Genomic DNA, 24,634 nt, shown 5'->3' with positions numbered 1-24,634 from the left:
GATGTATAATCATGAAAAAAAGCTCGGACAACAAACGCCCCAGCCTAAGATAAGAGTTATCTAAGGCTGGGGCGTTTCGTGAATACTAGAACGTTAACTGAAATCGTCGAGAAACTTAGTACACATATAAAGACCACATAGAGCACTATTGAAATGAGCAATGAGGCATTTCAATGAAGTATTATCCTAATAATGGAATTAGGAATATAATCAAAGAATCGACGACTTCAGGAAACAATGCATTCACACTGCGGATTGGCAAGTCTGTCCTCGGTCTGCACCGAGGAATTTCGGGGAATTCGTTTCAGGCGGACAAAAGCAGTGGACATTTGTGAATTCGGGAAAGTTACCTGAAATTGTCGTGAACTAAATACATATAGTAATTGGTTTTGAGTAACCAGGCATTTTGAAGAAGTAACTGGACTGGAACGTATTTGTAAAAAATTGAGTGATGCACAAATTATTTGTATTTTGTTTGGGAGGGAATATCATGGAGTTTAGAAAAGTTTTTGACAGTATCCCGGAACAATTTGATAAATGGAGACCTCGTTATTGTGAGGAAGTTTTTTCTGATGTTATTCAGTATGCAAAACTTGATAAAGATAAAACAGTTCTTGAAATCGGTCCCGGAACAGGTCAAGCCACTGAACCAATTTTAAAAACAGGTTGTTCGTATTTGGCGATTGAACTTGGAGAACATCTTGCAGAATATACAAAGAATAAGTTTAGTTCATATAACAATTTTCATATTGTAAATGCCGATTTTGAAACATATGACTTTGGACAACAAAAATTTGATTTGGTATATTCTGCTGCGACGATTCAATGGATACCGGAAGAAATCGGTTTCCCAAAAGTTAATAATCTACTAAAAAACGGCGGGACATTTGCAATGATGATGACTAGAACAGATTATAAAACTCCAAACGAAGACTTGTATGCTAGCATACAAGATGTTTATAGTAAGTATTTTTATCCTGACAATAAGTATACTTGTAGCTTAGCTTACAGCAATGTTGATAAATATGGCTTTGTTGATTTTGAATGCCGAAATTATCACAAAACAAGAGAGTTTAATGCAGATGAATTTGTATTGTATACAGGTACGCATTGCGACCATATTGCGTTAAAAGAGCCATATAGAACAAATTTTTTTGAGGGTATAAGAACTGCAATATTAGATGCAGGTAATAAAATAACGCTTAATGATACTATAGTTTTGTATTTAGCAAAAAAACCTTAACTTCCTGTAATGAGCATATTAAGGCGCTGGGATATCGTGAATACAACAAGGTTAGATGAAAGGAACGAAATAATGTATTAGTGGAGGGTATTTATGGAAATTATTTTTCAAGACTCAATAATTCAGCTCATTTCTAAGTGGCGGAGCCACCCGGCGACTATGTCGCCTAAAGCCTTTCGGGTTCGTGAATACAGTAACGTTATAGGAAATTCCGGTAAACCACTTTAAAAACATTGAATTAACCCCCAAAAAAACGAAAAACCATTCCAATAAGAAATTGGGTTATTGCGGTAAAATTGAGAGGTGTAATTTTTGGGTCAGGACAGTACTGAAATAAAGCGAAGGGAGTTTAGATAATAAAATGGCAAACCAGTTGGAATCAGTTTCAAAGTCTTACGATAAAGCTATTGATTTTGGGAGGAGGGGTATTGATTTATACGAAGATCTACCGGAGCATATCACAAATCATCCCGACTACCCTATATTTCAAAGGCTGAAAATGGAAGGCTCGCTTTCCGATAGTGGACGTAAGGAAATCAAGGAGTATCTATCGCCAGATACAAATATGAAATTTGTTGATCTTGGATGCTGTTTAAACCTAATGTTTAATGGGTACGATAAATGGCTCTCAACATATCATGGGGTTGATATAAGCAGTAAAACCATCCAACTCCTTAATGAGTTTGTTACAAAAAGGAAATTGCCTATTGGATCATTATATTGCGGAAGTATACATGAAACACCTTTTGAAGATAATTATTTTGCCATTGGCGCGTGTGTCGGCATACTTGAGTATTTTGAAAAGGACTTTGTTGAAGAAGCAATCATAGAAGCTTATCGAATCATAAAACCTTATGGAAGATTTGTTCTTGATATTCCTAACTTTGATAGTCCAATCTTCCGAATTACAAAGTTAATTGAGGAGCATTTAGGCAGACCTGATAAATTTAATATGTCATCTCAAGAATTTGATACTATGCTTCAGAATTACTTTGAAATAGAAAAAAAAGAAAAAGTAGCCGGTATGATTCAGTATTTCTTAGTATGTAAAAAGTAATTATATACAATGGTTCAAGGCTTTGGGGACGTGTGGATTACATCAGTTATTTTCTGTTCGTAAGAACAAACATTCAATAAAATACTAGGATAATAAGATAACTTGAAAGTGATTTGGGATACATCTCATTTTATATTATAAAAGCTAGAAAAAAACCGGCTTCCTGACGGAGCCTTAAGGCGCTGGGACGTCGTGAATGCGAGAACGTTATCCGAAATTACGGCATAATAAAGATGACAAGGAAGATAAATGATGACTAAAAATCATGAAAGCAAGAAAGAACTCAATAATTTCTTGATTGATGCAATATCCCCAGATGAACGTTGGTTGGTTATATTCGAAGATGATGGGGAAACGGGATATTTGTATTTTTGTAGCTATAATTCTGACAACCAAAAATATAAAATACTTGATCATTTGTGGATATATAACCAAATAAAACCTGCAATTCAAGAATGTAATTTTGTAAATATTGTTTGGTCTCATGATTCTACGAAAGTTTGTTTAGTTGTTGATGGAGAATGCTGGGGAATTCTCGATATAAAGATCAAACGTAAGTTGGCTGCACCTCGAAAAGAAAACAGTATTAAAACCATTGAAAGAATTAAATGGGACAATGGATTGACCCGAAGTGATGGTGATGAATTAAGAACGATATAGTAATGTGTGAGTTTTTCATGGATGGACGTAACATCGCCTAACACCGCATTCACGCTACGGGGGGCAATTGCCCATGGTTCGCCCGAGGGATTTCAGAGGAGTGGATTCAAGTGAACAACCCTGTGATGCTAAGTCTTGACCCGGTACTTCGCGCCTTAAGCCTCTCGGGTTCGTGAATACAAGAACGTTATATGAAATTAATGCATAGGGGGAAAAGATGAAAAACAGATTAATACCGCTAGTTATTATTGCTTTTCTAGTGCTTGTCAGTATTTATTGGGGTGGGTATAGAACTAACGGGTTAAGTGCTGCAAGAGCGAATAGTTTTGTACCAAAAGATGCAATTCTTCTTGATCAGGTAGATTATAACTGGGGTAAAGTCTATATATTTAATTCAAAAGAAAAATCTGTAACAGCTATTAGTAATAAGAAGTTTAGTTTTCTTTGGGTTTCCAGGGCATCAACATATTTCTTCCATAATAGCGATCCTGTGAAAACAATTGGTGGAGTCACTATAGCGGAAGAGGAAGAACAGGCAACTGTGTTTAATAGTAACTGACCCTGAAGTGACTCTGTTAGAAGCAGGGCCTGAAGGAGAAAAGCAAAGAAAAAAAGTGGTATTAGGGGAACCTATTACTTTTTCATGGAATAAAACTATCAATTTGTTGGACTTGACTCCAAAAGCTTTAAACCAGGAGGGAAAGATTCTATATGAATATAGATTTGCAAGACCAAACTATACAAATCTGGAAGAGTTGAGGTGGTACCCAGTTCGAAAATGAGTGACAAACTATTGATGGATATTTCAATGGAGGCATTAACTTCGGATAACATCCTATTCACGTTACGGGGCAACTGCCCCTTGGTTGTCAGATGCATAATTATGGAAGAAACTCAGATAACAAACGACCCAGCCTAAGATAAAGCTATCTAAGGCTGGGTCGTTTCGTGAATATAAGAAAGTTATAAGAAATCACCGCAAAAAATCAAAAAGGAAATGATGATCTTCACACTAAGAAGAACAAAAGGTAGAATTGTACGGAAACAAAGTCGAAAAAAATAAGTAAATATGATGAAATGGAGGATGAAAAATGGCATTTCCAACACATATCGTTTCTGCTGGAGGAATTGTAGAGGATGGGAACGGAAATATCCTATTGGTAAAAGCTCATGATGATGGCTGGGTATATCCTGGTGGAATTACTGAAGTTGGGGAAAATCTAATTGATGGTGTGATTCGTGAAATCAAAGAGGAAAGTGGTATAGATGCGACCGTAAGTCATTTGATTAATATTGTTTCTAGCACAGTGATACATAAGTGGTATGATGGCACAACTGATGTCCCGACGAAGGTCATGTTTGATTTCGTATGTAAAGTTGAAGGAGGAGAGTTAACTACCTCTGACGAAACAAGCGACTGTCGTTGGGTTCCCAAGGACAAAGTATTGGATTTCATTACTCTACCAACCATTAGAACTCGCTATGAAGCTTATTTAAATTATAACGGCTCGGTAAATTATATTGAGTATATTACTCCGACAACGTCAGAATTTAATGTAAAGGTTCAAAGACATGTTTAATTGCACATTTGGGGCAATAGTGTAAGGAGGCAATAGAATAATATATATAAGTATCATAAATTGAGGTCGTAATAGCCATTTTCAAAATAAATCGTGTCTGCATGAGGATTTGTGGAGAGGGAAAGGAACAGTTAAACAGAGTAATTCGAAGAAGGCGGAAACGTTATCTGCAATTCCTCGAATGGCTCTAAATTCAAAAAGGAGGGTGGGAAACTATGACTACCTTTTATCTTGTTCGTCACGGTGAACCAGATTGGGATATTAATGAGAAATACAAACTTAAGGGCCATGGTAGGGATCTAGTCCCTTTAACTCAACTTGGAGTTGAGCAAGTCTATAAGGCATCCAAAGACGAAAGACTTCAGAATGCTCAATTAATACTTTCATCACCGTATACAAGAGCATTGCAAACAGCTGCAATTTTGTCAAAGGAATTATATCTTGAGATTCAGGTTGAGTTTGATTTAAGAGAATGGCAACCCGATCTAACATTTCAATATGATTCATTAGAACAATTGAAAAAACTCGGAACTGATTTTGATTTAAATAACGGAAATTATCCTGTGGGTGAAACCCGACTATGGGAGTCCAAACCAATGATGAAAGCACGAATGGATGGAGTCATCAATAAATATTTGAACTATGATCATGTAATAATTGTAGGGCATGGAATGGCTTTTAGAACTCAATATGAAATTGATGACATTCCGCATGCCTATATTATTGAATATAGAAAATAAAAGAATTTGAGATTAATCCAGGAAGCGAGGAATAGCAGATACACCATATTCACGCATCTGGACTACCGTACCTCGGTTGCCCAGATGTATAATCATGGAAGAAACTCAGACAACAAACGCTCCAGCCTAAGATAAGAGTAATTTATGGCTGGGGCGTTTCGTGAATGCATGAACGTTTAGATGAAACCGCTGCGAGGAATTATTCAAAAACCACTAAGTACTTTGGTTTTGCTATAGGAGATGATTGGTTTGTCAGTTTGTTTTTATGATAACAGCGAAATTATTAACGAACCCAAGATTAGGATAGATAGAGTGTATTGTTTAGACTTCAGTAACTTTAGCGAGGAAACCTGGGATAAACTTGCAGTCATATATTCAAAACTTCCAATGCAAATAATAAATAATAATGTTCAAGCTTGGTTTGGCGAGGAAGGGAAGTCAGAGTATTATCTATATGCTTCAGTGGAACCCTCTGGTTTACAAATTGTTGGTGTATTAAGTTCTGATGATTGGTTTACTTGGGAAGCTATCTTTAATGAGGAGATAAAAGATTTGCCGTCATTTGAATGCTAAGTAACAATAATTTGAATGTAATAAAGGATGCAAGGGCATCGGCGGACAACTGCCTGGGTCCCGGGAGAGATAAGTCGAGGAAGCTATTGCCAGGACTCCTCACCACCTAACCGCGTCGCTGCCGGTCACTATGTGGCCTTAAGGCGGTGGGACCTCGTGAACACGGAAACGTTAGGTGAAACCATTGCAGAGATTTATTTCAAAGGAGCAATTTCATGGAAGATCAATGGAGAATAGCGAAACATGATCCAGAATGGAGAAATCTGTTCCTTGAAACTGGAATGAAATTAAGGGAATCATTGGGGGACCTTGCAGTCCGGATAGATCATGTTGGTTCGACGTCAGTTGTTGGACTAGATGCAAAACCGATCATAGATATTCAGATCTCTGTCCTGGATTTCGAGGATGTACTGGTCTATAAGGATAAAATCAAAGCTGTTGGATTTGTACTTCGTGAAGAAAATCCAGACAAGACGAAGAGATATTTTAGGGAAGTTCCTGGGGCAAGAAGAACTCATATTCACGTAAGACAACTAGGAAGTTTTTCAGAACAAATGACTATACTTTTTAGAGATTATCTTAGGGGGCATCCGGAAGATTGCTTGAGATATGCCGAGGAAAAACATCGATTGATGAAATTATTTAAGAATGAATGGCCTAAATATGTTGAAGGTAAAGATCCGATCGTATGGAATATAATACAAAAGTCTCACATTTGGTCTCAGGAAGTCGGTTGGAAACCAGGTAGGTCAGACTTGTAAGTTTCTCAATGGTGGCAATGGCATCGGCTAACACCGCATCACGCATCGGGGTTAAAGCCCCTCGGTCCGCCTGAAGTTGGCATCAAGGGAGCGAAATCAGGCGGACACACCCGCACCACCTAACTGCGTAGCAGCCGGTCCCTAACGGGACCTTAAGGTGGGTGGGGCGTTGTAAATGCAAGAACCTTAGCCGAAATTTATGCTTGAATAGAAATCAGAAAAGAACTGGAGGTAAATTCATGAGGAAAATTCTCGGTGGAATATCATTCTTATTTTTTGGATTAGTTCTCTATATTACGGCACATATTCAAGCAGTAAATTATTTACCATTAGTTACATCATGGTATTCAGACAAAGGGAAGTATTGGAGTGCCTTAGATGAAACACATAAATTACAGCTAACTTATTATGGAATCACATTTAGTGTGTTAGGGACAATTTAAATTTTGATTGGGTGTTTTGAGGATAAAATTAAGAAAATAGTTAAAACATCAAGTAGTAATCAAAAAAATAAAGAACTTGAAGTTAAGTGAAGGACAAGAAAAGCATTAGAAAAGTAAAATAATAGAACAGAAAATAGGTTGTGAAAGTGTTTCGAGATGGCATAAACTTCAGCTAACACCAAATTCATGCATCGGGCATTCGCCCTCGGTCCGGCAGAAGTAGAGAAGAGAATTCGATTGGAGTAATTCAGTAGCAAAGGAAGCAATTCAACCGGACACATCCTACCACCTAACCGCATCGCGGCCGCCCTTCGGGCTTGAGGTGGTAGGATGTTGTGAATACGAGAATGTTAGGTGAAATGCCTGAAACTCAATAAAATCAAAAAGGATAAAAAGCAAAAAATACCAAAATACGGTGACGATCCTGATTACTTTAGCGAGAAGTGAAATAAATAGAAAGTAAAATTCTGTGAATGAAGTATTATTGGGGGTGGTTTAAATGAATATTGTGAAAGTGAATAGAGGTAATGTGGGAATATTTTCAAGAGTATTAATTGAGGCATCGGAATGGTTGAATTCAAAAGGTCTATCCATGTGGAAAGCTAATGATGTATCAGTACAAGCTTTACTTGAAAAGTATAGTATGGAAGAGATGCGGCTTTGTTATGATGATAGTAACTTGATAGGAGTATATGTTATTCAGTGTTATGATCCCCTTTTTTGGTCTGAATTAAGAAAAAATGAATCTGGATATTTACATAAATTAGCTGTATGTAGAGAATATTGCGGTAAAGGATTTGGCAGAAAGCTAATATATTCTGCTGAACAATTATGTAGAGAACGAGGTATTGAATCACTACGATTGAACTGTGGTACTTTTAGACCAAGACTTCGTAATTTTTATGAAGGTGCAGGGTTTAAAATGCTAGACAGGGTCTTTATCGATAATAGAGACCAAATTAGATATATAAAGAAGTTAGTTTAAAATAATAAATATGTGAAATGCGAGCCGGGACAAGCCCGACCCTTGGTCCGGAAGGGGCATTTCGGGGAAGCTAATTCTCCGGACACATTCAACCGGCTAAGTGGCAGAGCCACCCGGCACTTACGTGCCTTAAGCTGCTTGAACGTCGTGAATGCGGGAATGTTATGTGAAATCAGGATAAATAAAAAATTGAAAGAGTGATATGTATGACTGGATGCAGATATTTATTCCTTTCAATGGAGATAAGATTATAAAGATCCCTCAACCCAAGAATCACAAATATAAATCTGTACCTGAGTTAACAAATCAGAATGTACCTGAAGCCATTTTGTATTACAAAAATAAAGACAGGAAGCCGTACCAATTGCTTACGGTTGGATTTGATAGATTCCGGTTAGATTCTAATGGTAATTATGAAGAAACAGAAGTAGAAAGGAAAATGGCTTTTCATAAATCAAAAAAGAAATGATAATCTCCTTACTAAGTTGTATTGCACATGAACAAAATTGAAAAAATAAGAGAATGTGATGATATGGAGGTTTTAAAAATGGCATTTCCAACACATATCGTTTCTGCTGGCGGAATTGTAGAGGATGGAAACGGAAATATCTTATTGGTAAAAGCTCATGATGATGGCTGGGTATATCCTGGTGGAATTACTGAAGTTGGGGAAAATCTGATTGATGGTGTGATTCGTGAAATCAAAGAGGAGAGTGGAATAGACGCAACCGTAAGCCATTTGATTAATGTTGTTTCAAGCACAGTAATGCATAAGTGGTATGATGGTGCAACTGATGTTCCGACGAAGGTCATGTTTGATTTCGTATGTAAAGTTGAGGGAGGAGAGATTACTACCTCTGATGAAACAAGCGACTGTCGTTGGGTTCCAAGGGACAAAGTCTTGGATTTCATTACTCTACCAACCATTAGAGTTCGCTATGAAGCTTATTTAAATTATACTGGCTCGGTGAATTATATTGAGTATATTACTCCGACAATGTCAGAATTTAACGTAAAGATTCAAAGGCATATTTAATTTAATATGTGGGAAGTAGCGCAAGAGGGCAATTGAATAAATATATGAAAGTATCATGACTAGAGATCGTAATAAGCTAGGCCATTTTGAACGCTAATCGTATTTGCAGGAGGATTTCTGAATGATGGGAGATGAACAGTTAAACTGAATATTTCGTAGAGGGCGTGACATCTTATAACACAGTTTTCACGCTGCGGACCTTTGGCTCTAGGATTGCCCGAAGAGAAAAAAGCGAGGAAGTATACTCAGGCAACCAGCCCTGCGGGGTTAATTGCGCAAGCGTATCCGGCGATGTTGCCGCCTAAGCTTTTTGGGTTCGTGAATACGGGATGTAGTGCGCAACTACTGCAATACATATTAAGAATAAAAACATGAAAAGACATGAGGTGAGTTATGGGCATTTGGTATCATGGATCCCCGCACAATAGACAGTAACAGCGTATAGCACCGTATTCACTCGGCGGGCTTTACGGCTTTTTAGTCTTCAGAGGATTTTCGGGGGGAGTGGAATCATCAGACAGCCCTTCACTGGCTAAGTCCGTCGGACCCGGCGCTTACGCACCCTAAGCCAGTGAAGGTTCGTGAATCAAGAACGTCATATGAAAAAGCAGCGGATCGAAATCATAAATGAAATAAAGAAAGGTGATTCTGATGATCTCATTTACACAAGACAGAGACAAATTTAATTTTAGAGTGGTAGGAATAGTAATACATAATGATAGGATTTTGTTACATACAACCTTAAAGGATGATTTTTGGACCTTGCCAGGTGGTCGTGTGGAATTTCAGGAATCAACTGACAAGACTTTAGTTAGAGAGATCAAGGAAGAATTAGATATAGACATAAAGATAGATCGATTGATTTTCATAAATGAAGACTTTTTTGAATACGACGATTTGAACTATCATGAGATAGGGTTTTATTATTTATTTTCCTTTCCAGAAGGTCATGAGATAGTAGGCATGAACGGAGAATTTAATGGAATAGAGGATGGAGGAAGACTTATCTTCAAGTGGTTCCATATTCAAGAGTTGCAGAATATAGAGGTATATCCAGAGAGATTGAAAGAAGATCTTAAGGATCTTAGTCAGACCAATATCATTAAACATTATATTGAATATCAGTAAGAAATTTTGATTGTATAAACTGTGTGACTTTCACATCATATAATACCCCATTCACGCATCGGGACTATCGCCCCTTGATTGTCCAGATGTATAATCATAAAAGAAGCTCAGACAACAAACGCCCCAGCCTAAGATAAGAGGTATCTAAGGCTTGGGCGTTTCGTGAATACAAGAACGTTATACGAAATCTCAGATGGAACTTGAAGCAAAGAATCCATATGATAAGAATGCTAAAATATTCAAAATACAAATTAATGATGGAAACTTGTGGAATTTGATTAAAGTTGATCAAATCTATTTTGCTACCTATGAATATGAGGATATAACCAATAAGGTGAAATTAGTATCGATAAAATACCCCTCAGAACCAAATGATAATAAAAGTGAAAAATGAATTTGAGAGTCATTCAGGAAGGTTCCACAACAACATTCTTTAGCTCAAGATTGAGGTTTAATGTCATCGGGAATCGTATCGCTGTTTGGAATTAACTCTAATACTACTGATATTGATTACTCATAATTATTGACCATGGATAGGGCTAGGCTTATCAAGCATGATATAACGGATGATATTGGAGATGTCTTCTTTAGAATAAAATAGCTCTTGTTTTTAGGGAGGTAAGATATGGATTACATTTCACCGAAAGAAGCGTTATTAAAGGTGAAACGGTGGCCTAAAGAAACTATAGTAGCGGGTCGTCGTTATACCGTGGGGCTCAAATCTGACGGAACGGTGACTGCTGTGGGTGATAATAAATATGGTCAATGTGATGTAAGCGGCTGGCGCGATATTGCGGCGATTGCGGCTAGTAATGTTCATATGGCGACGAACACAGGTAATGCTCATACCATCGGTCTTAAATCGGACGGTACTGTGGCGGCTGTGGGTTGGAATAAGCATAATCAATGCAATGTAAACACTGGCGCGATATTGTAGCGGTTACGGCAGGTTGGTGTCGTACCATTGGGCTTAAATCGGATGGCAAGGTGGTAGCTGTGGGCCGAAATAATGAAGGTGAATGCAGTGTAAGCGGTTGGCATGATATAACGGCGGTCGCTGCGGGTGATTGGCACACCATCGGTCTTAAATTGGACGGCACGGTGATTGCTGCTGGTAATAATCGATATTGCCAATGCAATGTGAGCGGTTGGTGCGATATTGTGGCGGTAGCGGCAGGTTATCTTCATACCATCGGTCTTAAATCGGACGGTACGGTGATGGCAGTGGGTTGGAATAAACATGGCCAATGCGATGTAAGCGACTGGCACGATATTGTGGCGATTGCGGTGGGTAGTAGCCATACCATCGGTCTTAAATCGGACGGTACGGTGACGGCAGTGGGTTGGAATGAGTATGGCCAATGTAATGTAAATGATTGGCGCAATATTATGGCGATTACGGCGGGTTGTGCCCATACCGTCGGTCTTAAATCGGACGGTACGGTGATTGCTGTTGGTGATAATGAATATGGACAATGCGATGTAAGCGGCAGGTGCGGCATCCAACTGCCCGGAATTTAGCGAAGATGCCCCCTGACTTCTTATAACATTGCATTCATGCATCCCAGCTTTATGGCTGCTAGGTCGCCGAGAGACATTTCTAGGGAGCGGATTCAGGCGACAACCCTACGAACCTAACCGCATCGCGGTCGCCCTCGTGGAGGCTTAAGGTTCTCGGGTTCGTATATACGGAACTTTATCTGAAATTAATGATAGAAAAAAACATTTAAAACCTTTTAAGGAGGCACTTCCTTGTCAGCGCCAAAATTACTCGTTCGTGAAATTGTTCAAGAGGATATTCCGTCTTTAGTAGAACTGAATTTCCAATTTAATGGGGTTCGGCGAAGTATAGAAGAGGTGAAAACGGATCTATTAAATACAAGAGAAACAATTGTAGTAGCAGTAATGGAAGAGCAAATCGTGGGATTTGCATGCGGACAAATTTATAAATCGTTTTGCTATGCAGAGTCTCAGGCTGAAATTACAGAAATGTACATACAAGAATTTGCCCGAAGGAATGGCTTGGCTGTAAGGATGATAGAACTATTAGAAGAAATATTTAAGAATGCTGGAGTAAAGAATATAAAGATTTTGACAGGATTAAAGAATACAAAGGCAATAAAAACATATGAAAAAGCAGGATATCACCAAAAAGAAGACTTAGTATTTAATAAGGAATTGGAATAAACCTAAAAGTGTTTCAAGAAGGTCGTTAACTTCGGATAACACTGTATTGTATCTTTCGCTGCGTAGCCTGAATGCTCCTTGGATCGCCAGAAGATAAGGAGCCATGAAGCGGAATCAGGAAATCAACCCTGCGAGGATAAGTCTTCGACCCAGTCGCTGCGCTTCTCTTAACCCCCATCATGATATCGATCACAGCTAAATCGACCGAATGCCGTGAAAATAACTCTACTGCCGCATGGCCGTCGTGTGCCCCGAGCACGTCGAAATCTTTTTCCAGAAAAAGCTTATGCAAATCGACGATATCCGGTTCGTCGTCGACAAGTAAAATCGTTTTAAGAAAAGTGAAAGTCGGCGGAAAGAAACGGTTTCTATAATGAGCAATGTCCAATGGAGAAAAACATATTTAATGGTGAAAAGAGGTTGTCTTATGGCACAAACTGAATTGACCCCACAGGAACCGTCTCCGAAACGGTTCGCCCGCCTTCTGGCCCTGTTCAAGCGAATTACTCCGCTCACGCCGGGCTGGAAGGGGGCTCTCATTGCGTTGGCTGCCTCGGCCGGTTGCATTTACCTTGTCCAGGCGTATTATCTGATCGGGTCGCGAGGCGCGGTGGATTATGTCACGGGGTCAGCCGTATTCCTGCTTGCAATTGTCCTGATCGCCGGCGTCGCCGCCGGGCTGCTGCACTGGGCTAAAAAAATGCCTTCGCGTTATGTTTGGCTGGCACTTGTTTCCTTCTGCCTGCTGTTCATCAGCTTTATCGGCCCGCTGCAGCTTACGTTTCTAATCACGCTGTCGGTGATTGCCTCCGTTTCTTTGCTAGGTGCGTTAGTCGCAAGGTGGATATGCGGAGCGTACCGGGGGGCGAAGACCATTTCGAAAGCGACGGCTGGCGTTCTAGCGGCATTCACGTTCTGCTTCATCATAATCGGCGGTTACTGGCTAGTGGAAAACGGCAGCGCGGATTTGGCAAAACCGTACCGACTACAGTCGGTAAAGCCGGCGGACCGCTATAAGACGACGATGGCGAATCCGGCGGAACCAGGATCGTATAAAGTAAAGACGTTAACGTATGGAAGTGCAAACAGCTACAGAAAACAGTTTAATGCGGAAGGCTCGCTTGTGACGAAACCGGTGGACGGATCGGCTTTTGTCGAGAAATGGTCGTCGCTCCGCACGAAAACGTTTGGCTTTGGACCGGAAGCGATGCCGTTGAACGGGCTGGTTTGGTATCCCGACGGAGCAGGTCCGTTTCCAATCGTCGTTGTCGTGCACGGCAACCATCTCGCAACCGATTATTCGGATCCCGGTTACGAATATCTTGGTCAATTGCTGGCAAGCCGCGGTTACATTGTTGTATCAATCGATGAAAATTTCCTCAATACGTCGCCATACGACGACTTGTCTATGATCAATGCGCTGGAAAAGGAAAACTCGGCGCGCGGCTGGCTTATGCTTGAGCATTTGAAAGCATGGAAGGAATGGAACGTCACGATGGGTAACCCGTTCTACGGCAAAGTGGACTTGAACCGGGTTGCACTGATCGGGCATTCTCGCGGCGGCGAAGCGGTAACGGTGGCGGCGGCGTACAACAAGCTGCAGGCTTACCCCGAAAACGGCAACATCAAGTTCGATTACCATTTCGGCATCCGTTCCGTCATTTCGCTTGCGGGTACGGACGGGCAATACAAGCCGGCCGGGCAACCAACGGTGCTGAACGATTTGAACTATTTGGCCTTGCAGGGATCGCACGACATGGATGTCAGCTCGTTCGATGGGGCAAGCCAATACAGCCGGGTCGGGTTTTCGGGCGGAGATTATTTTAAAGCGGCCGTATATATGTACGGAGCGAACCACGGACAATTCAACACCGTTTGGGGACGGTACGACGGCGTCGGTCTCGGTAACAAGCTTTACAACACGGCTCAGCTCATATCGCAGGAGGAGCAGCTGCAAGCGGCCAAAGTACTCGTTTCGTCGTTCCTCGATTCGACTTTAAACGGGAAACGCGAGTACCGCACCGTATTCCAGGATCTCGGGTATGCCCGGGAATGGTTGCCGGATACGATGTACATAAGCGATTATATGGACTCTCAGACGAAGGTGGTCGCCAGCTTTGACGAAGATATCGATCTGAACACAACAACGTTGGCTGGCGGACGGCTCTCTGGGGAGCATCTTAAGGAGTGGAAGGAAGGCAAAGTTGAGATGAAATTTGCGCCGGTTCAATACAGCGCCGTTCATCTAGGTTGGGATCGCGCAGCAAAAACCGGCGTTCCAGCTTACAAGATTGCTTTGCCGGGTGGCGGTGCCGGGATCGGCACGCAGGCAAACAGCTCGATCGTGTTTTCGATGGCAGACAGGGACGATCAGAAAGAGGCGACCGATGCGAAGGAAGCGCTCGTTGACTTGACGGTACAGGCCGTTGATGCAAACGGCAACGTTGCGGCGCTGCCTTTAAGCACTTTCGGAAGCTTGCTGCCGATATTCGAAAGCAAAATTGTCAAATGGCCGTTCAGTTGGTCACTGCCGGCGAAGGAGCCGGTATTCCAAAACTTTGCCTTCCGGCTGGCCGACTTCCAAAAAGCGAATCCCAAATTTCAGCCAGAGCGGCTTAGCGGAATCGGCTTTATATTTGACAAAACGGATAAAGGAGTAGTGCTGATCCGCGACATTGGCATCCACAACAGTTAGCTGAAATCAACCGAAAACGAAAAAATAAAACCCTGAGTTCATTAAGAACTCAGGGTTTGTATGAGTATTTTTTTCAAGACCTTATTTAACATCATAACAGAATGGATATTATAAGTCTATATTTTTTTCTGGGATTAACGTACCATCTTTGTATAAACGAACGAATGGAGATGGTTAAAAATGCTTAAAGAAATACGTGTTAGTAGTGCAATGACAAATGAATATCCCCCTGACGGTGCAACATTACCAATAATTGATCCGTATGATGGATGTACAATCGGGTGCCCGTACTGTTTCCAGCTAGAAGATGATAATTGGAATAACAACTTAAATGTTAAACTCAATATTGCGGATATCTTAAATGAAGAATTAATTCACTGGAATAAAGAAGATATCGTATATTTGGGAAGTAAGTGTGATCCTTATATGGAAATTGAGCGAAAATATCAATTAACGAGGAAATGTTTAATCGAATTAAGTAAGTTAAACGTAAAGTGTATGGTCACAACTAAAGCCGGGTCAAAACTAATCTATAGAGATCTCGATGTGGTTAAACCGATGGGGGATAAATTCACTCTGCTTTTAGGATTATCTAACCTGGAACAGTTGAAGAAGGTTGATGATTATTCACTGATGAGCAATATACAGACAGCAAATGAGTTGCATAGAATGGGAATTAATGTTTGGACATTTATTACTCCGATTTTACCCGGAATAACAGACGTAGATTTAATGATTAATGCTCTAGATAAAGACATACCCGTATTTTTAGATAAAGTTAGAATAGGAAAAAACACGGGGCCAACGTTAGAAAAGTTTATTAGACATAACTACCCTCAATTAGTTAGCACTTATAATAATATAATTAATAAAAATATGGATGTTTACTATGATCAGGTAAGAGAAAAGTGGTGTGAAGATCAACGAGTAAAGTTTGTTTTTGAGTAAAGTAACTTCTGTAAACTTTCAGTTCACAACCCTGAAGGCTGAAGTGGCTAAGCCACCCGGCGCATACGCGCCTTGGGCCTTTCGGGTTGGTAGATACGAGAACGTTATCGGAAATCAGCGAAAATTACAAGGAGGGTTGTATTTCTATGATCAATGATGCTCGAATACTAAGTGAAATTAATAATAACTATTCCACTAAATTTGATGAGATCATTTTCACCCGTGATGGCGGTAGTCTATCATATAATGTTTATTCAAACAGTAAACGTTTTTTTCTAAGAATAATTCGACCGGAATTTTTGGATACTGCTCTGCAGTCAGTTGATATTCATTTATTTTTGTATAACAATCATTTTCCTGTACCACAAATTATTTTTACTAAATACGAAACTCCATATATTAGTGTAGATCATGATAATGGGAAACACCTCTATATTTTATATGAATATATTGATGGTCAAGAACCTGATATGAATAAGGATGCAGAAAAGATTGGTTGTTTAGTAGGGGAATTTCACAGTATTATGCAGAATTACCCTGGCCATTTGATATCTCGTAACAAATACTTTTTTGTTGATAGATATATAGAAATACTAAGGAGAAAAAAGTACCCAGAGGAAAAGCTGAAAACATATATAGAGTATGGAGATTTATTATGGGAAAAGGTCAAGAGTCTTCCGTATGGTTATTGTCATGGTGATCTTAATCGCGGAAACATTCATCAAACCCCAGAAGGGAATATGTATCTTTTAGATTTTGATACTTCATGTAGAGCTTTTCCTATGTATGACATAATGATGGTGTGTAATTGTACGGACTATTTCAGTTATGATGATAATGGATATAAAGAAACTAGAAAGATTTTCAAGAGATTTTTAACTGGTTATTTACAGTACCAAACTCTTTCAGAAAGTGAATTGTTTGCATTTGATGATTTAGTTTCTATCATGCACTATCAGCTCCAGGCTACCATAATTGAGATTTATGGACTTGATTGTGTTGATGAAAACTTTATTAATAATCAACTTGATTGGTTATTAAAATGGAAGGATCAGTGTCAAATAGAATTAACTACATGACATCCGAGGCATATCGGGCCATACGTCACAGGTCCCCGGGATGGATTTCCCGGTATACACGAACAAACATTCTAATATTTATTGGAATGATGTGGTAGAATAAGGAAGTGTAATTGAATTTTGGGTGGTATGGCTTCCCTTCGATAGGAAGTGAATCTGTAGAGTTGAAAGATGCAATAACGATCATGATCCTTCCCCATCCAAGTCAACGTATAGCCGAGTGTTTACCACACTCGGTTTTCTTATACAAATGGTAAATCATCTAGTCTAGAGAGCTTATCAGATCAGAAAGAAGTATCCGACTAAACGAATTCAAGTGACTAAAGCCTAAATGCGCAAAAAAGTATAGCCAAATCTAAAGATTCGAAGGAGCCTAATATGAATAGAATAATCGAGATTCTTCTGTAAACATTGAAGCCTGGGACGGGTGTTGAATTTCATAGAATCATGAAAGAAATGAGTGTTCCGTTGCATATTAAAAATGGTATTGACATTGTTGCTTATGGCAATTCTCTTCACGACCCTAATGCGTACTACTTGATACGGTCTTTTGAAAGCTTAGTCCATCTGAACTTAACCTTAGATTCATTCTACAAAAGTGAGGCTTGGAGAAATGGACGGCGAATGGACATTATCGAACGGATCTGTACAAGCTTAAAAACAGTGGTTTCACTTAGCCCCGATGCAATTGCGGAAATCAAACGGTCAGGTTTGTAAGACAAGAAGCATTATGTGTACCGTAAAGTTTAAAGACAAAAGATTAATGAAGAACCATTTGAATGTGGCTAAAATTAAAGAGACATAGGTGTTAGATAGTCGAAAAAGTGATTGCCGGGACACATCCGAAAATGGAAACGTTATCAGAAATCAGTGTGAGTTTTGTGAGGGGTTAATCATGGGAAACGAAACAAAGCAATAACATTACAAGTGAGGTGTTGTTTTGATGTCAAATAATGTTTACCTAAACCAATCAGAATTGTACGATGCTATGATTAGTCGTCAACCCAATTTAGCTGACATAATCAATGAAATTAGACCATTTAAATATTTGGATGTATTAGATTTAGGGGCGGGCTCAGGAAGACTATCTACTGTGATTGCTCCGCTGGCAAAATCGCTTATTTGTACTGATATTTCACGTCCGATGTTGGAAGTATTAGAGAAGAAACTAATGAGTAATAACTATTCATTGAATTGGAAAACTGTAGTGTCGGATCATAGGGAGTTGCCAGTACCTGAGGCATCAATTGATTTAGTAGTATCTGGGTGGAGTATAAGCTACTTAACAAATACATATGAAAGTGGCTGGGAACAGAATCTTGATCTAATAATTACAGAGCTACAACGAGTTCTAAAACCGAATGGAAGCATAATCATATTTGAGACGATGGGAACGGGATATGAAACGCCAAATCCACCTGAGTTTTTGACTTCGTATTATGCATTATTACAAGATAAATACGGTTTTGATCATCGATGGGTGAGAACTGATTATATTTTTGAGAGTGTAGATGATGCAATAAAGAACACAGAATTTTTCTTTGGGCAGGAATTAATAGATAAAATAATTCAGAATCAATGGTCTATAGTACCAGAGTGCGCAGGCATTTGGTGGAAACATTTGTAGGCATCTCATTGAAAGAACCTAACATTTGGTAACATCGCATTTAAACTGATCGGCAAGCTCTTCTTTGTCAGGAAGAGGCACTTCTGGGAAGCATTCACCGAACACATTCAACCGTTTAACTGCCGCAAGCGGCAGCGGTTCCTATACAAAATTTAAGGTTCTGTTTCAGCGTGAATGCGGAAACGTTATTAGAATCTCCGCAATTATATATACTAAAGCAAACCAACCAAAGATTTTGAAAGGAAGAAGCATCATTACTACTTCAATAATTCTAAGAATGATAACAATGAAAGACTGTAATTCAGTATTATCCTGGAGCAAGAATGACATTTTTTGCTCTGCTAATGGATGGGTAAAAAATAGAAGTTCTGAAGAAATATATAACTGGTGGGCTAGATATGTAAACACACCTCCAGACGATTTTATTCGAATGGGAATTGAGGCTAATGCTAATAAGGGATTAATTGGCTACGTTGATTTAGCCTGTATAAAAGACAAAACTGCTGAATTGGGTATAGCCATTGGTGAAACTACATTATGGGGGAAAGGGATTGGATATCAAGCTGCTATTTGTATGATGAGTTATGGTTCAATAAATCTAGGGATAACAACTTATTATGCGGAAACACATGAATCAAATACTCGATCTAGAAGAATGCTAGAGAAGATAGGATACAAGGAAATAAGTAGAAATGGAATGGAAGAATATTTAGGTAAGAACGATCAACTTATACAGTATGAATACAATGTAAAGGAAAAAATATAAATTAATTAGAATTAAGCTCAAAGAAGGAGCTAGCATCATCTAATATCGCATTCAACGGACGCAGCTGATCGGCAAGACCACCATTGGCAAGGAAGAGAAGTTTCGGGGAGCAGATTCACCGGACGACTAAGAGTGGGAGATACCTGGCTTGGTGGCTTTTAGCCAATGAGGCGTCGTGAATGCAACATTGTTAGACGGGATAATTCCTAAAAATAAGATCAAACATAAAGGAGGTCTATTCAAATGGGAATGTCAGAATATTATGCAAACCTAAGAAACAAATTTGGATCTGAATTGATATTTATGCCTGCGGTTGTTGGAGTTATTCGAAATGAAAACAATGAAATACTCTTTGGGAGAAAACATAGTGAGGATAATTGGGGGTTGATCGCTGGAGCTATAGAAATTGGAGAAACACCTTCCGAAGCGGTTTGCCGAGAAGTTTTAGAAGAGACAGGTTTAATCGTTCGACCAGAACGATTAATAGGTGTTTTTGGGGGAGAGAAACATAGATTTACATATAAAAATGGTCATAAGGTCGAGTATTTAACAATTGTATTTGAATGTATATGTATAGGAGGAGAATTGACTCCTGATAATGATGAAATCAAAGAACTAAAATACTTCAACGAAGATGAAATCCCCCCAATAGCTAATCCCTATCCCAAAGAAATCTTTATAAAGGACAGAAATGAAAGAGCAATTTTTGAATGAGAATCCGTTGAAAGCCATTACGTCGTAAAACGTTGTATTCACGCTACGTACCCTAAGTCTCCCTGGATCCCAGAAGTTATGAAGCCTGGAAGTGGAAAAAGGCGATCGGACCTGCATGCCTTAGTCTTATGCCAATCATTGCTCACTTATAGCTGTGGGGTTTGCAAAATACAAAAACGACATTGGAAAACAGCACAATATATTAAATAACAAGCAGACAATATTGAATGATCTTAAAAGGGGGGATCATAAAGTGCAAGGCTATAATGTGCTCATGATTTACAACAAAGATATGGATAAATTACTTATGTGTAAGCGATCAAGGGATCCATATAAAGGTTTAAGTAATCTTGTCGGTGGTAAGATTGAACGCGGAGAAACGGGCATTATGGCAGCTTATAGAGAATTACTTGAAGAGACTAACATATCAAATAAAGATGTAATTCTATATCATTTAATGGACTTCAAATACTATATTCATGAATGTTACGTGGAAGTTTATGTTGGCCAGTTAGATCATGATGTAGAGGTCTTCGGGGATGAAAATGAATTATACTGGTCCGATCTAAATAAAGACTTTTTCGATATGTCATTGTTTGCAGGTGAAGGTAATATTGGTCATATGATAGAACAAGTTAAGATGAGTAAGGATAAGATTTTTGAAAAAAAAAGACTTTGATACAGCGGAAAGCCCGATACTACAGGACTTTTCAGCGCTGTAACGAAGCCCTTGGTGTTTAGTTGGTGTTTGAATTTATGTAACGATTTGATGCGAGGAAAAACAAAATTTAACACAGCTGTTCCCTCAGTTCATGAATACTTGTCAATGATTTCATCCACAAGGACGTCAGGCGAGGGGAGATTATCAGGGTTGGCAAGCGACTTATCCTTTGTCCAGAATATGTCGAGGCTGTCTTATCACGCATCAGGCTGGGATATCGAATTTATATGCGACGACAGCATGACGCTTGAACATATCAAAGACGGTGAATATGACCTTGTCTACACATCAAACGGTGTGCATGTGTGGATTAACGACCTTGCCGCCATGTACCATAATTTTTCCCGTGTTCTGAAGCCTGGGGGAAGCTACATCATGTTCGAGACACATCCGTTTATCCGACCGTTCGACAGTGATGCCGCTGATAAAATGCAGTTTCAGGTTAAGAAGCTGTATGAAGACACCGGCCCATTTGGTGAAGTTCCGACTTATTCTTGGCGCATCATGGATTTGGTAAATGCAATGCTTGACGCAGGGCTATTAATCAAGCACATAGAGGAATTTCATTCTCAGTTGGGCTCTTTCGACTGCTGGTGGTATAAAACGCTTGTGGAAGCCGAAGCAGACGATTATAAGAAATTCGACTGGAAACGTAACCCCTTTGCGGCTTTGCCACAATGGATAGGGTTTTCCGCACGGAAGGAGAGATATAAATGAGTATCATAAAAACTCACGACATTACCCTGTACGGCGGCAACGACGTTGATATTGTCCTGCTTCCGCTGTGCGACGAGCATCTGCCGCTGTTGTACAAATGGTGTGCCGACCCGGAGGTGTTATACTGGACTGAAGGAGGTACAGCGGGCACCAACCTTTCATACGGTGCGGACACGGTACATCAGATATACGGTGGAGTTTCGCAAAATGCATTTTGTTTCTTGATTGAGGTAAATAATATACCCATCGGCGAGTGCTGGCTACAAAAGATGAATCTGCCGGATGTGAAAGCCATGTACCCCGAAACCCTTGACGTCCGCAGGATTGATATGTCCATCGGGGAGAAAGCTTACTGGAACAAGGGAATCGGTACACAGTTCATCGGTATGATAGTAGACTTCGCGTTCTGCGGCGAATATGTAGACGTTTTGCATTGTTTCTGCGAAGATTATAACATCCGCTCACAGCGCATGTGGGAGAAGCACGGGTTTACACGGGTTTTGGAAGAACCGTTGGAACCACAACCACAAAAAGGCCAGTGGCAATACCACTACCGCCTCACACGACAGGAGTTCATAGAACGCCGCAGGGTCAAGGTTCCGGCAGATCAACAATTTACCTTCCCCCTTACGGAGCTTCAGCCGAGTCAACTATACATAAGCGAGGGCAAACTGAGGCTTGTCAGGGAGTGGTTTACTCCTGATGATATGGAGAATTTCGACCCCATTCCAGTAAAACGGTTTGACGGCAGAATCTTAATGACTGATGGGCATACCCGAGCCGTTGCCGCTCACCTCGCCGGATGGGATAGTGTTCCCGTATATTGGGATGAAGATGATCTTGACATGCGTTCTTATGAGATTGATGTATGCTGGTGCAAAGATGAAGGTATCATAAACCCGATTGACCTTTCAAAGAGGATTGTTCCACATAAAGATTATGAGCGTCTTTGGAGAAAACGCTGTATGGAAATGACTCTTTGAGGGCTTGCACCCCCCTCGGCAGTTTTGCACCCCCTGAAAAGAACAAAATTAAGGTCTTCCAATTTGTATCAATCTCGCACTCCAGTAGGGGCGGTCGAAATCTCTACAGCTTTTCAAAGTGGACAGCGGTGTGGGGCTTCGTGTGAAAAAACGCGGTTTCAAACATGGCATCGTCTACAAAGCTATAAAGGCTCTGCAGACAGTTATCGTCAACGGCTACCGCTTTTCCGAGCCGGATCTTAGTTGCCTTAAAACAACTATTTATAAGAGGTGAAGTGTATGAAGAAATTACCTTTATTTGTTGTTACAGGTGCCAGTGGAACAGGAAAAACTACTATAAGTTCATTGCTGCGCAAATTACTACCCGATTTTGATGTATTTGATATGGATATTATTAATAATATAGATTGGCAAGTAGCTAAAGCTAATTGGTTGAGAATAGCATATAGTATTTCATTAAGCGGTCGTGGTACAGTTTTGTGCGGAACAATGGTGCCAGAGAATATAGAATCGGCGGAATATAAAGATAAGTTTGATAGGATACTGTATATTAATTTGCATTGTAATGATCAAACGCGTGAACAACGATTAAGATCCAGAGGATGGGAAGAAACCTTAATTGAAGAACATAAGAACTTTGCAAACTGGTTATTAATAAACTCAGATCGTGCTTTTAATCCACCCATGCCAACCATAGACACCTCAATGTTACCACCAGAAGAAGTGGCGAAAGAAATAAAAGATTGGATAATAAAAAACTGGTAGATTATTAAGGTATTTCGAGATAAGAGCCACCTAAGGCTGAGACGTTTCGTGAATTCCAGAACTTTATATAACATAGCATGAAACATGTTAACAACATATTGGAGGTTATTTCATGGAGAATGGAAGGATCCTAGGAATTGCTTATAATGTTATTCCAGTTGCCAATATTGAGACATCGGCGAAATGGTTTGTTAAGCATTTTGGGTTCAATATCAGAAACAAGAGGGAAGGCTACTTAAGTTTGTTTAGGGGAAACAGGCCGATCCTTGATTTAATACAGAGTGATAATGAAACAAGGGCAGTTTTTGAAGTCGATAATAAGAAACGATGGGTTGTAACATTTTTCACTGATGATATTGAATCTTTACATACCTATTTAAAATCAGAAGATGTGAAAGTCGGGAGTATAAGTGATGAAGGTCAGTACGGAAAGTTTTTTGTATTAGAAGATCTAGATGGAAATTTATTTGATGTTTGGGAGCATCACGACTGTGAACTGATTTACTAAATTGTTATGAGATTCTTAGGTTCGTGAATACAAGAACGTTAGCTTAAATTCTGAAAAACAGTAAAAGACGAGGTGAGCAATTTGGATTGTCTCGGATGTAGGATAGCTAATCACATGGAGCCTGATGTACAGGTAGTTTATGAGAATGAATATATAGCTTGTGTGTTAGATATCGAGCCTTTCAATGAAGGTCATCTTTTAATTCTACCTAAGAAGCATTTTCATGAATTAGAAGAGATAGATGAAGTAACTTTGAATGAAATAATGACAACCTCAGTTAAGATGTCTGGAATTATAAAAGATATATTTACTCCTGATGGAATTACCATCTGTCAGAATGGTGGTATATTCAACGACTTACATCATTATCATATGCATTTAATTCCTCGGTACAAGAATGATGGCTTTTCTTGGTCTGATCCAATTATTGAACATAATGCAGAAACAAGGCTCAAAGAGACAAAAAGTAAATTTAAACGAAACCTACGCAATTGAAATAACCATCAAGACTTTCATTTCTGATAGAACGGAGCAAATAGAAAATGACATTAAAAATTATTAACTCAACTTTCGCAGCTCAAATCTCCAAATAAACCCTTGATATAGCTGGGCAAACCAGAGATCCAGTCCTGTAGTTGACAAAAAACAGCTGTTTTGTTCTTCTTCGTTTTAGCTTGGGACATTTCGATAAATAAACTCATGAGTTGTTGAAGTGCGG

The 24,634-nt window shown here is 39.6% G+C and carries 28 protein-coding genes and 2 pseudogenes; 28 read left to right on the top strand and 2 right to left on the bottom strand.

From position 1 onward, the window contains the following. Positions 1-490: 490 nt before the first annotated feature. The 15 genes and pseudogenes from ACFQ3W_RS16180 to ACFQ3W_RS16110 all read left to right on the top strand — a co-directional run bounded on the left by ACFQ3W_RS16180 (position 491) and on the right by ACFQ3W_RS16110 (position 12,393). Positions 491-1,243, top strand: coding sequence for an rRNA adenine N-6-methyltransferase family protein (locus tag ACFQ3W_RS16180; RefSeq protein WP_379320279.1), 753 nt, complete (start codon positions 491-493; stop codon positions 1,241-1,243). A 361-nt stretch (positions 1,244-1,604) separates the two neighbouring features. Further along, entirely contained in the window at positions 1,605-2,300 is a 696-nt protein-coding gene (locus ACFQ3W_RS16175) for a class I SAM-dependent methyltransferase (protein WP_379320278.1), read from the top strand. Positions 2,301-2,549: 249 nt separating this feature from the next. Continuing rightward, positions 2,550-2,960: a DUF2251 domain-containing protein gene (locus ACFQ3W_RS16170; protein WP_379320277.1), complete on the top strand. Its 411-nt coding sequence runs from the start codon at positions 2,550-2,552 to the stop codon at positions 2,958-2,960. A 217-nt stretch (positions 2,961-3,177) separates the two neighbouring features. Then, positions 3,178-3,519, top strand: coding sequence for a hypothetical protein (locus ACFQ3W_RS16165; RefSeq protein ID WP_379320276.1), 342 nt, complete (start codon positions 3,178-3,180; stop codon positions 3,517-3,519). A gap of 532 nt (positions 3,520-4,051) precedes the next feature. After that, positions 4,052-4,540, top strand: coding sequence for an NUDIX hydrolase (locus tag ACFQ3W_RS16160; protein ID WP_379320275.1), 489 nt, complete (start codon positions 4,052-4,054; stop codon positions 4,538-4,540). A gap of 215 nt (positions 4,541-4,755) precedes the next feature. Continuing rightward, positions 4,756-5,280 carry a histidine phosphatase family protein gene (locus ACFQ3W_RS16155; protein ID WP_379320274.1) on the top strand — a complete coding sequence of 175 codons (525 nt, stop codon included), beginning with the start codon at positions 4,756-4,758 and terminating at the stop codon, positions 5,278-5,280. 240 nt (positions 5,281-5,520) lie between these two features. Further along, positions 5,521-5,853, top strand: coding sequence for a hypothetical protein (locus tag ACFQ3W_RS16150; protein ID WP_379320273.1), 333 nt, complete (start codon positions 5,521-5,523; stop codon positions 5,851-5,853). A gap of 215 nt (positions 5,854-6,068) precedes the next feature. Continuing rightward, a complete protein-coding gene (locus ACFQ3W_RS16145; RefSeq protein ID WP_379320272.1) occupies positions 6,069-6,614 on the top strand; it encodes a GrpB family protein in 546 nt (181 codons plus the stop codon). A 239-nt stretch (positions 6,615-6,853) separates the two neighbouring features. Beyond that, complete coding sequence (locus ACFQ3W_RS16140) at positions 6,854-7,057, top strand: hypothetical protein (protein ID WP_379320271.1); 204 nt, start codon at positions 6,854-6,856, stop codon at positions 7,055-7,057. A 499-nt stretch (positions 7,058-7,556) separates the two neighbouring features. Continuing rightward, a complete protein-coding gene (locus ACFQ3W_RS16135; RefSeq protein ID WP_379320270.1) occupies positions 7,557-8,042 on the top strand; it encodes a GNAT family N-acetyltransferase in 486 nt (161 codons plus the stop codon). Between the two features lie 202 nt (positions 8,043-8,244). After that, positions 8,245-8,511: a hypothetical protein gene (locus ACFQ3W_RS16130; protein WP_379320269.1), complete on the top strand. Its 267-nt coding sequence runs from the start codon at positions 8,245-8,247 to the stop codon at positions 8,509-8,511. Between the two features lie 27 nt (positions 8,512-8,538). After that, a complete protein-coding gene (locus ACFQ3W_RS16125) occupies positions 8,539-9,078 on the top strand; it encodes an NUDIX hydrolase (RefSeq protein WP_379320268.1) in 540 nt (179 codons plus the stop codon). 651 nt (positions 9,079-9,729) lie between these two features. Next, positions 9,730-10,206 carry an NUDIX hydrolase gene (locus tag ACFQ3W_RS16120; RefSeq protein ID WP_379320398.1) on the top strand — a complete coding sequence of 159 codons (477 nt, stop codon included), beginning with the start codon at positions 9,730-9,732 and terminating at the stop codon, positions 10,204-10,206. 625 nt (positions 10,207-10,831) lie between these two features. Continuing rightward, positions 10,832-11,727 (top strand): annotated as a pseudogene (locus ACFQ3W_RS16115) (RCC1 domain-containing protein). Positions 11,728-11,958: 231 nt separating this feature from the next. Further along, on the top strand, positions 11,959-12,393 hold the full coding sequence (locus ACFQ3W_RS16110; protein ID WP_379320267.1) for a GNAT family N-acetyltransferase: 435 nt from the start codon (positions 11,959-11,961) through the stop codon (positions 12,391-12,393). Positions 12,394-12,418: 25 nt separating this feature from the next. Here ACFQ3W_RS16110 and ACFQ3W_RS16105 read toward each other — a convergent pair whose 3' ends face one another. Then, positions 12,419-12,781 carry a response regulator gene (locus ACFQ3W_RS16105; protein WP_379320266.1) on the bottom strand — a complete coding sequence of 121 codons (363 nt, stop codon included), beginning with the start codon at positions 12,779-12,781 and terminating at the stop codon, positions 12,419-12,421. A gap of 39 nt (positions 12,782-12,820) precedes the next feature. On the opposite strand from ACFQ3W_RS16105, the gene ACFQ3W_RS16100 reads away from it, so the two are divergent. From ACFQ3W_RS16100 to ACFQ3W_RS16040, 13 genes are all read left to right on the top strand, one after another. Then, positions 12,821-15,088: a poly(ethylene terephthalate) hydrolase family protein gene (locus ACFQ3W_RS16100; protein ID WP_379320265.1), complete on the top strand. Its 2,268-nt coding sequence runs from the start codon at positions 12,821-12,823 to the stop codon at positions 15,086-15,088. A 180-nt stretch (positions 15,089-15,268) separates the two neighbouring features. Further along, positions 15,269-16,036 (top strand): SPL family radical SAM protein, encoded by a 768-nt coding sequence (locus ACFQ3W_RS16095; protein WP_379320264.1) that lies wholly within the window; start codon positions 15,269-15,271, stop codon positions 16,034-16,036. Between the two features lie 146 nt (positions 16,037-16,182). Next, complete coding sequence (locus ACFQ3W_RS16090; protein ID WP_379320263.1) at positions 16,183-17,115, top strand: phosphotransferase enzyme family protein; 933 nt, start codon at positions 16,183-16,185, stop codon at positions 17,113-17,115. Between the two features lie 447 nt (positions 17,116-17,562). Continuing rightward, complete coding sequence (locus ACFQ3W_RS16085) at positions 17,563-17,832, top strand: hypothetical protein (protein ID WP_379320262.1); 270 nt, start codon at positions 17,563-17,565, stop codon at positions 17,830-17,832. 226 nt (positions 17,833-18,058) lie between these two features. Then, complete coding sequence (locus ACFQ3W_RS16080; protein ID WP_379320261.1) at positions 18,059-18,742, top strand: class I SAM-dependent methyltransferase; 684 nt, start codon at positions 18,059-18,061, stop codon at positions 18,740-18,742. A gap of 277 nt (positions 18,743-19,019) precedes the next feature. Then, positions 19,020-19,508, top strand: a complete 489-nt coding sequence (locus tag ACFQ3W_RS16075; protein WP_379320260.1) for a GNAT family N-acetyltransferase — start codon at positions 19,020-19,022, stop codon at positions 19,506-19,508. Between the two features lie 243 nt (positions 19,509-19,751). Further along, positions 19,752-20,222, top strand: a complete 471-nt coding sequence (locus ACFQ3W_RS16070; RefSeq protein WP_379320259.1) for an NUDIX domain-containing protein — start codon at positions 19,752-19,754, stop codon at positions 20,220-20,222. A 253-nt stretch (positions 20,223-20,475) separates the two neighbouring features. Next, on the top strand, positions 20,476-20,901 hold the full coding sequence (locus ACFQ3W_RS16065) for an NUDIX hydrolase (RefSeq protein WP_379320397.1): 426 nt from the start codon (positions 20,476-20,478) through the stop codon (positions 20,899-20,901). A gap of 192 nt (positions 20,902-21,093) precedes the next feature. After that, on the top strand, positions 21,094-21,660 hold the full coding sequence (locus tag ACFQ3W_RS16060) for a class I SAM-dependent methyltransferase (protein ID WP_379320258.1): 567 nt from the start codon (positions 21,094-21,096) through the stop codon (positions 21,658-21,660). Continuing rightward, complete coding sequence (locus ACFQ3W_RS16055) at positions 21,657-22,643, top strand: GNAT family N-acetyltransferase (RefSeq protein ID WP_379320257.1); 987 nt, start codon at positions 21,657-21,659, stop codon at positions 22,641-22,643. Before ACFQ3W_RS16060 ends, ACFQ3W_RS16055 begins: the two co-directional genes overlap by 4 nt. Before the next feature lie 279 nt (positions 22,644-22,922). Further along, a complete protein-coding gene (locus tag ACFQ3W_RS16050; protein ID WP_379320256.1) occupies positions 22,923-23,408 on the top strand; it encodes an AAA family ATPase in 486 nt (161 codons plus the stop codon). 112 nt (positions 23,409-23,520) lie between these two features. Further along, positions 23,521-23,916, top strand: coding sequence for a VOC family protein (locus ACFQ3W_RS16045; protein ID WP_379320255.1), 396 nt, complete (start codon positions 23,521-23,523; stop codon positions 23,914-23,916). Between the two features lie 114 nt (positions 23,917-24,030). After that, entirely contained in the window at positions 24,031-24,411 is a 381-nt protein-coding gene (locus ACFQ3W_RS16040; protein WP_379320254.1) for an HIT family protein, read from the top strand. 68 nt (positions 24,412-24,479) lie between these two features. Here the strand turns inward: ACFQ3W_RS16040 and ACFQ3W_RS26070 are convergent. Next, positions 24,480-24,634: pseudogene (locus ACFQ3W_RS26070) on the bottom strand (IS4 family transposase); the annotation flags it as partial.

This window comes from Paenibacillus puldeungensis, from assembly GCF_042678945.1.
GTDB classification, from domain to species: Bacteria; Bacillota; Bacilli; order Paenibacillales; family Paenibacillaceae; genus Fontibacillus; species Fontibacillus puldeungensis.
Note: the sequence above shows the minus strand (reverse complement) of the source record. Positions and strands in the feature narration are given on the sequence as shown.

What these genes read in the sequence shown, in the direction of transcription:
- ACFQ3W_RS16050 (WP_379320256.1), top strand. Translation starts at nt 22,923, where the DNA reads ATGAAGAAATTACCTTTATTTGTTGTTACAGGTGCCAGTGGAACAGGA.
- ACFQ3W_RS16155 (WP_379320274.1), top strand. Translation starts at nt 4,756, where the DNA reads ATGACTACCTTTTATCTTGTTCGTCACGGTGAACCAGATTGGGATATT.
- ACFQ3W_RS16090 (WP_379320263.1), top strand. Translation starts at nt 16,183, where the DNA reads ATGATCAATGATGCTCGAATACTAAGTGAAATTAATAATAACTATTCC.
- ACFQ3W_RS16125 (WP_379320268.1), top strand. Translation starts at nt 8,539, where the DNA reads ATGAACAAAATTGAAAAAATAAGAGAATGTGATGATATGGAGGTTTTA.
- ACFQ3W_RS16165 (WP_379320276.1), top strand. Translation starts at nt 3,178, where the DNA reads ATGAAAAACAGATTAATACCGCTAGTTATTATTGCTTTTCTAGTGCTT.
- ACFQ3W_RS16135 (WP_379320270.1), top strand. Translation starts at nt 7,557, where the DNA reads ATGAATATTGTGAAAGTGAATAGAGGTAATGTGGGAATATTTTCAAGA.
- ACFQ3W_RS16075 (WP_379320260.1), top strand. Translation starts at nt 19,020, where the DNA reads ATGATAACAATGAAAGACTGTAATTCAGTATTATCCTGGAGCAAGAAT.
- ACFQ3W_RS16070 (WP_379320259.1), top strand. Translation starts at nt 19,752, where the DNA reads ATGGGAATGTCAGAATATTATGCAAACCTAAGAAACAAATTTGGATCT.
- ACFQ3W_RS16055 (WP_379320257.1), top strand. Translation starts at nt 21,657, where the DNA reads ATGAGTATCATAAAAACTCACGACATTACCCTGTACGGCGGCAACGAC.
- ACFQ3W_RS16140 (WP_379320271.1), top strand. Translation starts at nt 6,854, where the DNA reads ATGAGGAAAATTCTCGGTGGAATATCATTCTTATTTTTTGGATTAGTT.
- ACFQ3W_RS16130 (WP_379320269.1), top strand. Translation starts at nt 8,245, where the DNA reads ATGTATGACTGGATGCAGATATTTATTCCTTTCAATGGAGATAAGATT.
- ACFQ3W_RS16170 (WP_379320277.1), top strand. Translation starts at nt 2,550, where the DNA reads ATGATGACTAAAAATCATGAAAGCAAGAAAGAACTCAATAATTTCTTG.
- ACFQ3W_RS16150 (WP_379320273.1), top strand. Translation starts at nt 5,521, where the DNA reads ATGATTGGTTTGTCAGTTTGTTTTTATGATAACAGCGAAATTATTAAC.
- ACFQ3W_RS16095 (WP_379320264.1), top strand. Translation starts at nt 15,269, where the DNA reads ATGCTTAAAGAAATACGTGTTAGTAGTGCAATGACAAATGAATATCCC.
- ACFQ3W_RS16160 (WP_379320275.1), top strand. Translation starts at nt 4,052, where the DNA reads ATGGCATTTCCAACACATATCGTTTCTGCTGGAGGAATTGTAGAGGAT.
- ACFQ3W_RS16080 (WP_379320261.1), top strand. Translation starts at nt 18,059, where the DNA reads ATGTCAAATAATGTTTACCTAAACCAATCAGAATTGTACGATGCTATG.
- ACFQ3W_RS16100 (WP_379320265.1), top strand. Translation starts at nt 12,821, where the DNA reads ATGGCACAAACTGAATTGACCCCACAGGAACCGTCTCCGAAACGGTTC.
- ACFQ3W_RS16180 (WP_379320279.1), top strand. Translation starts at nt 491, where the DNA reads ATGGAGTTTAGAAAAGTTTTTGACAGTATCCCGGAACAATTTGATAAA.
- ACFQ3W_RS16040 (WP_379320254.1), top strand. Translation starts at nt 24,031, where the DNA reads ATGGAGCCTGATGTACAGGTAGTTTATGAGAATGAATATATAGCTTGT.
- ACFQ3W_RS16120 (WP_379320398.1), top strand. Translation starts at nt 9,730, where the DNA reads ATGATCTCATTTACACAAGACAGAGACAAATTTAATTTTAGAGTGGTA.
- ACFQ3W_RS16175 (WP_379320278.1), top strand. Translation starts at nt 1,605, where the DNA reads ATGGCAAACCAGTTGGAATCAGTTTCAAAGTCTTACGATAAAGCTATT.
- ACFQ3W_RS16085 (WP_379320262.1), top strand. Translation starts at nt 17,563, where the DNA reads ATGAAAGAAATGAGTGTTCCGTTGCATATTAAAAATGGTATTGACATT.
- ACFQ3W_RS16145 (WP_379320272.1), top strand. Translation starts at nt 6,069, where the DNA reads ATGGAAGATCAATGGAGAATAGCGAAACATGATCCAGAATGGAGAAAT.
- ACFQ3W_RS16045 (WP_379320255.1), top strand. Translation starts at nt 23,521, where the DNA reads ATGGAGAATGGAAGGATCCTAGGAATTGCTTATAATGTTATTCCAGTT.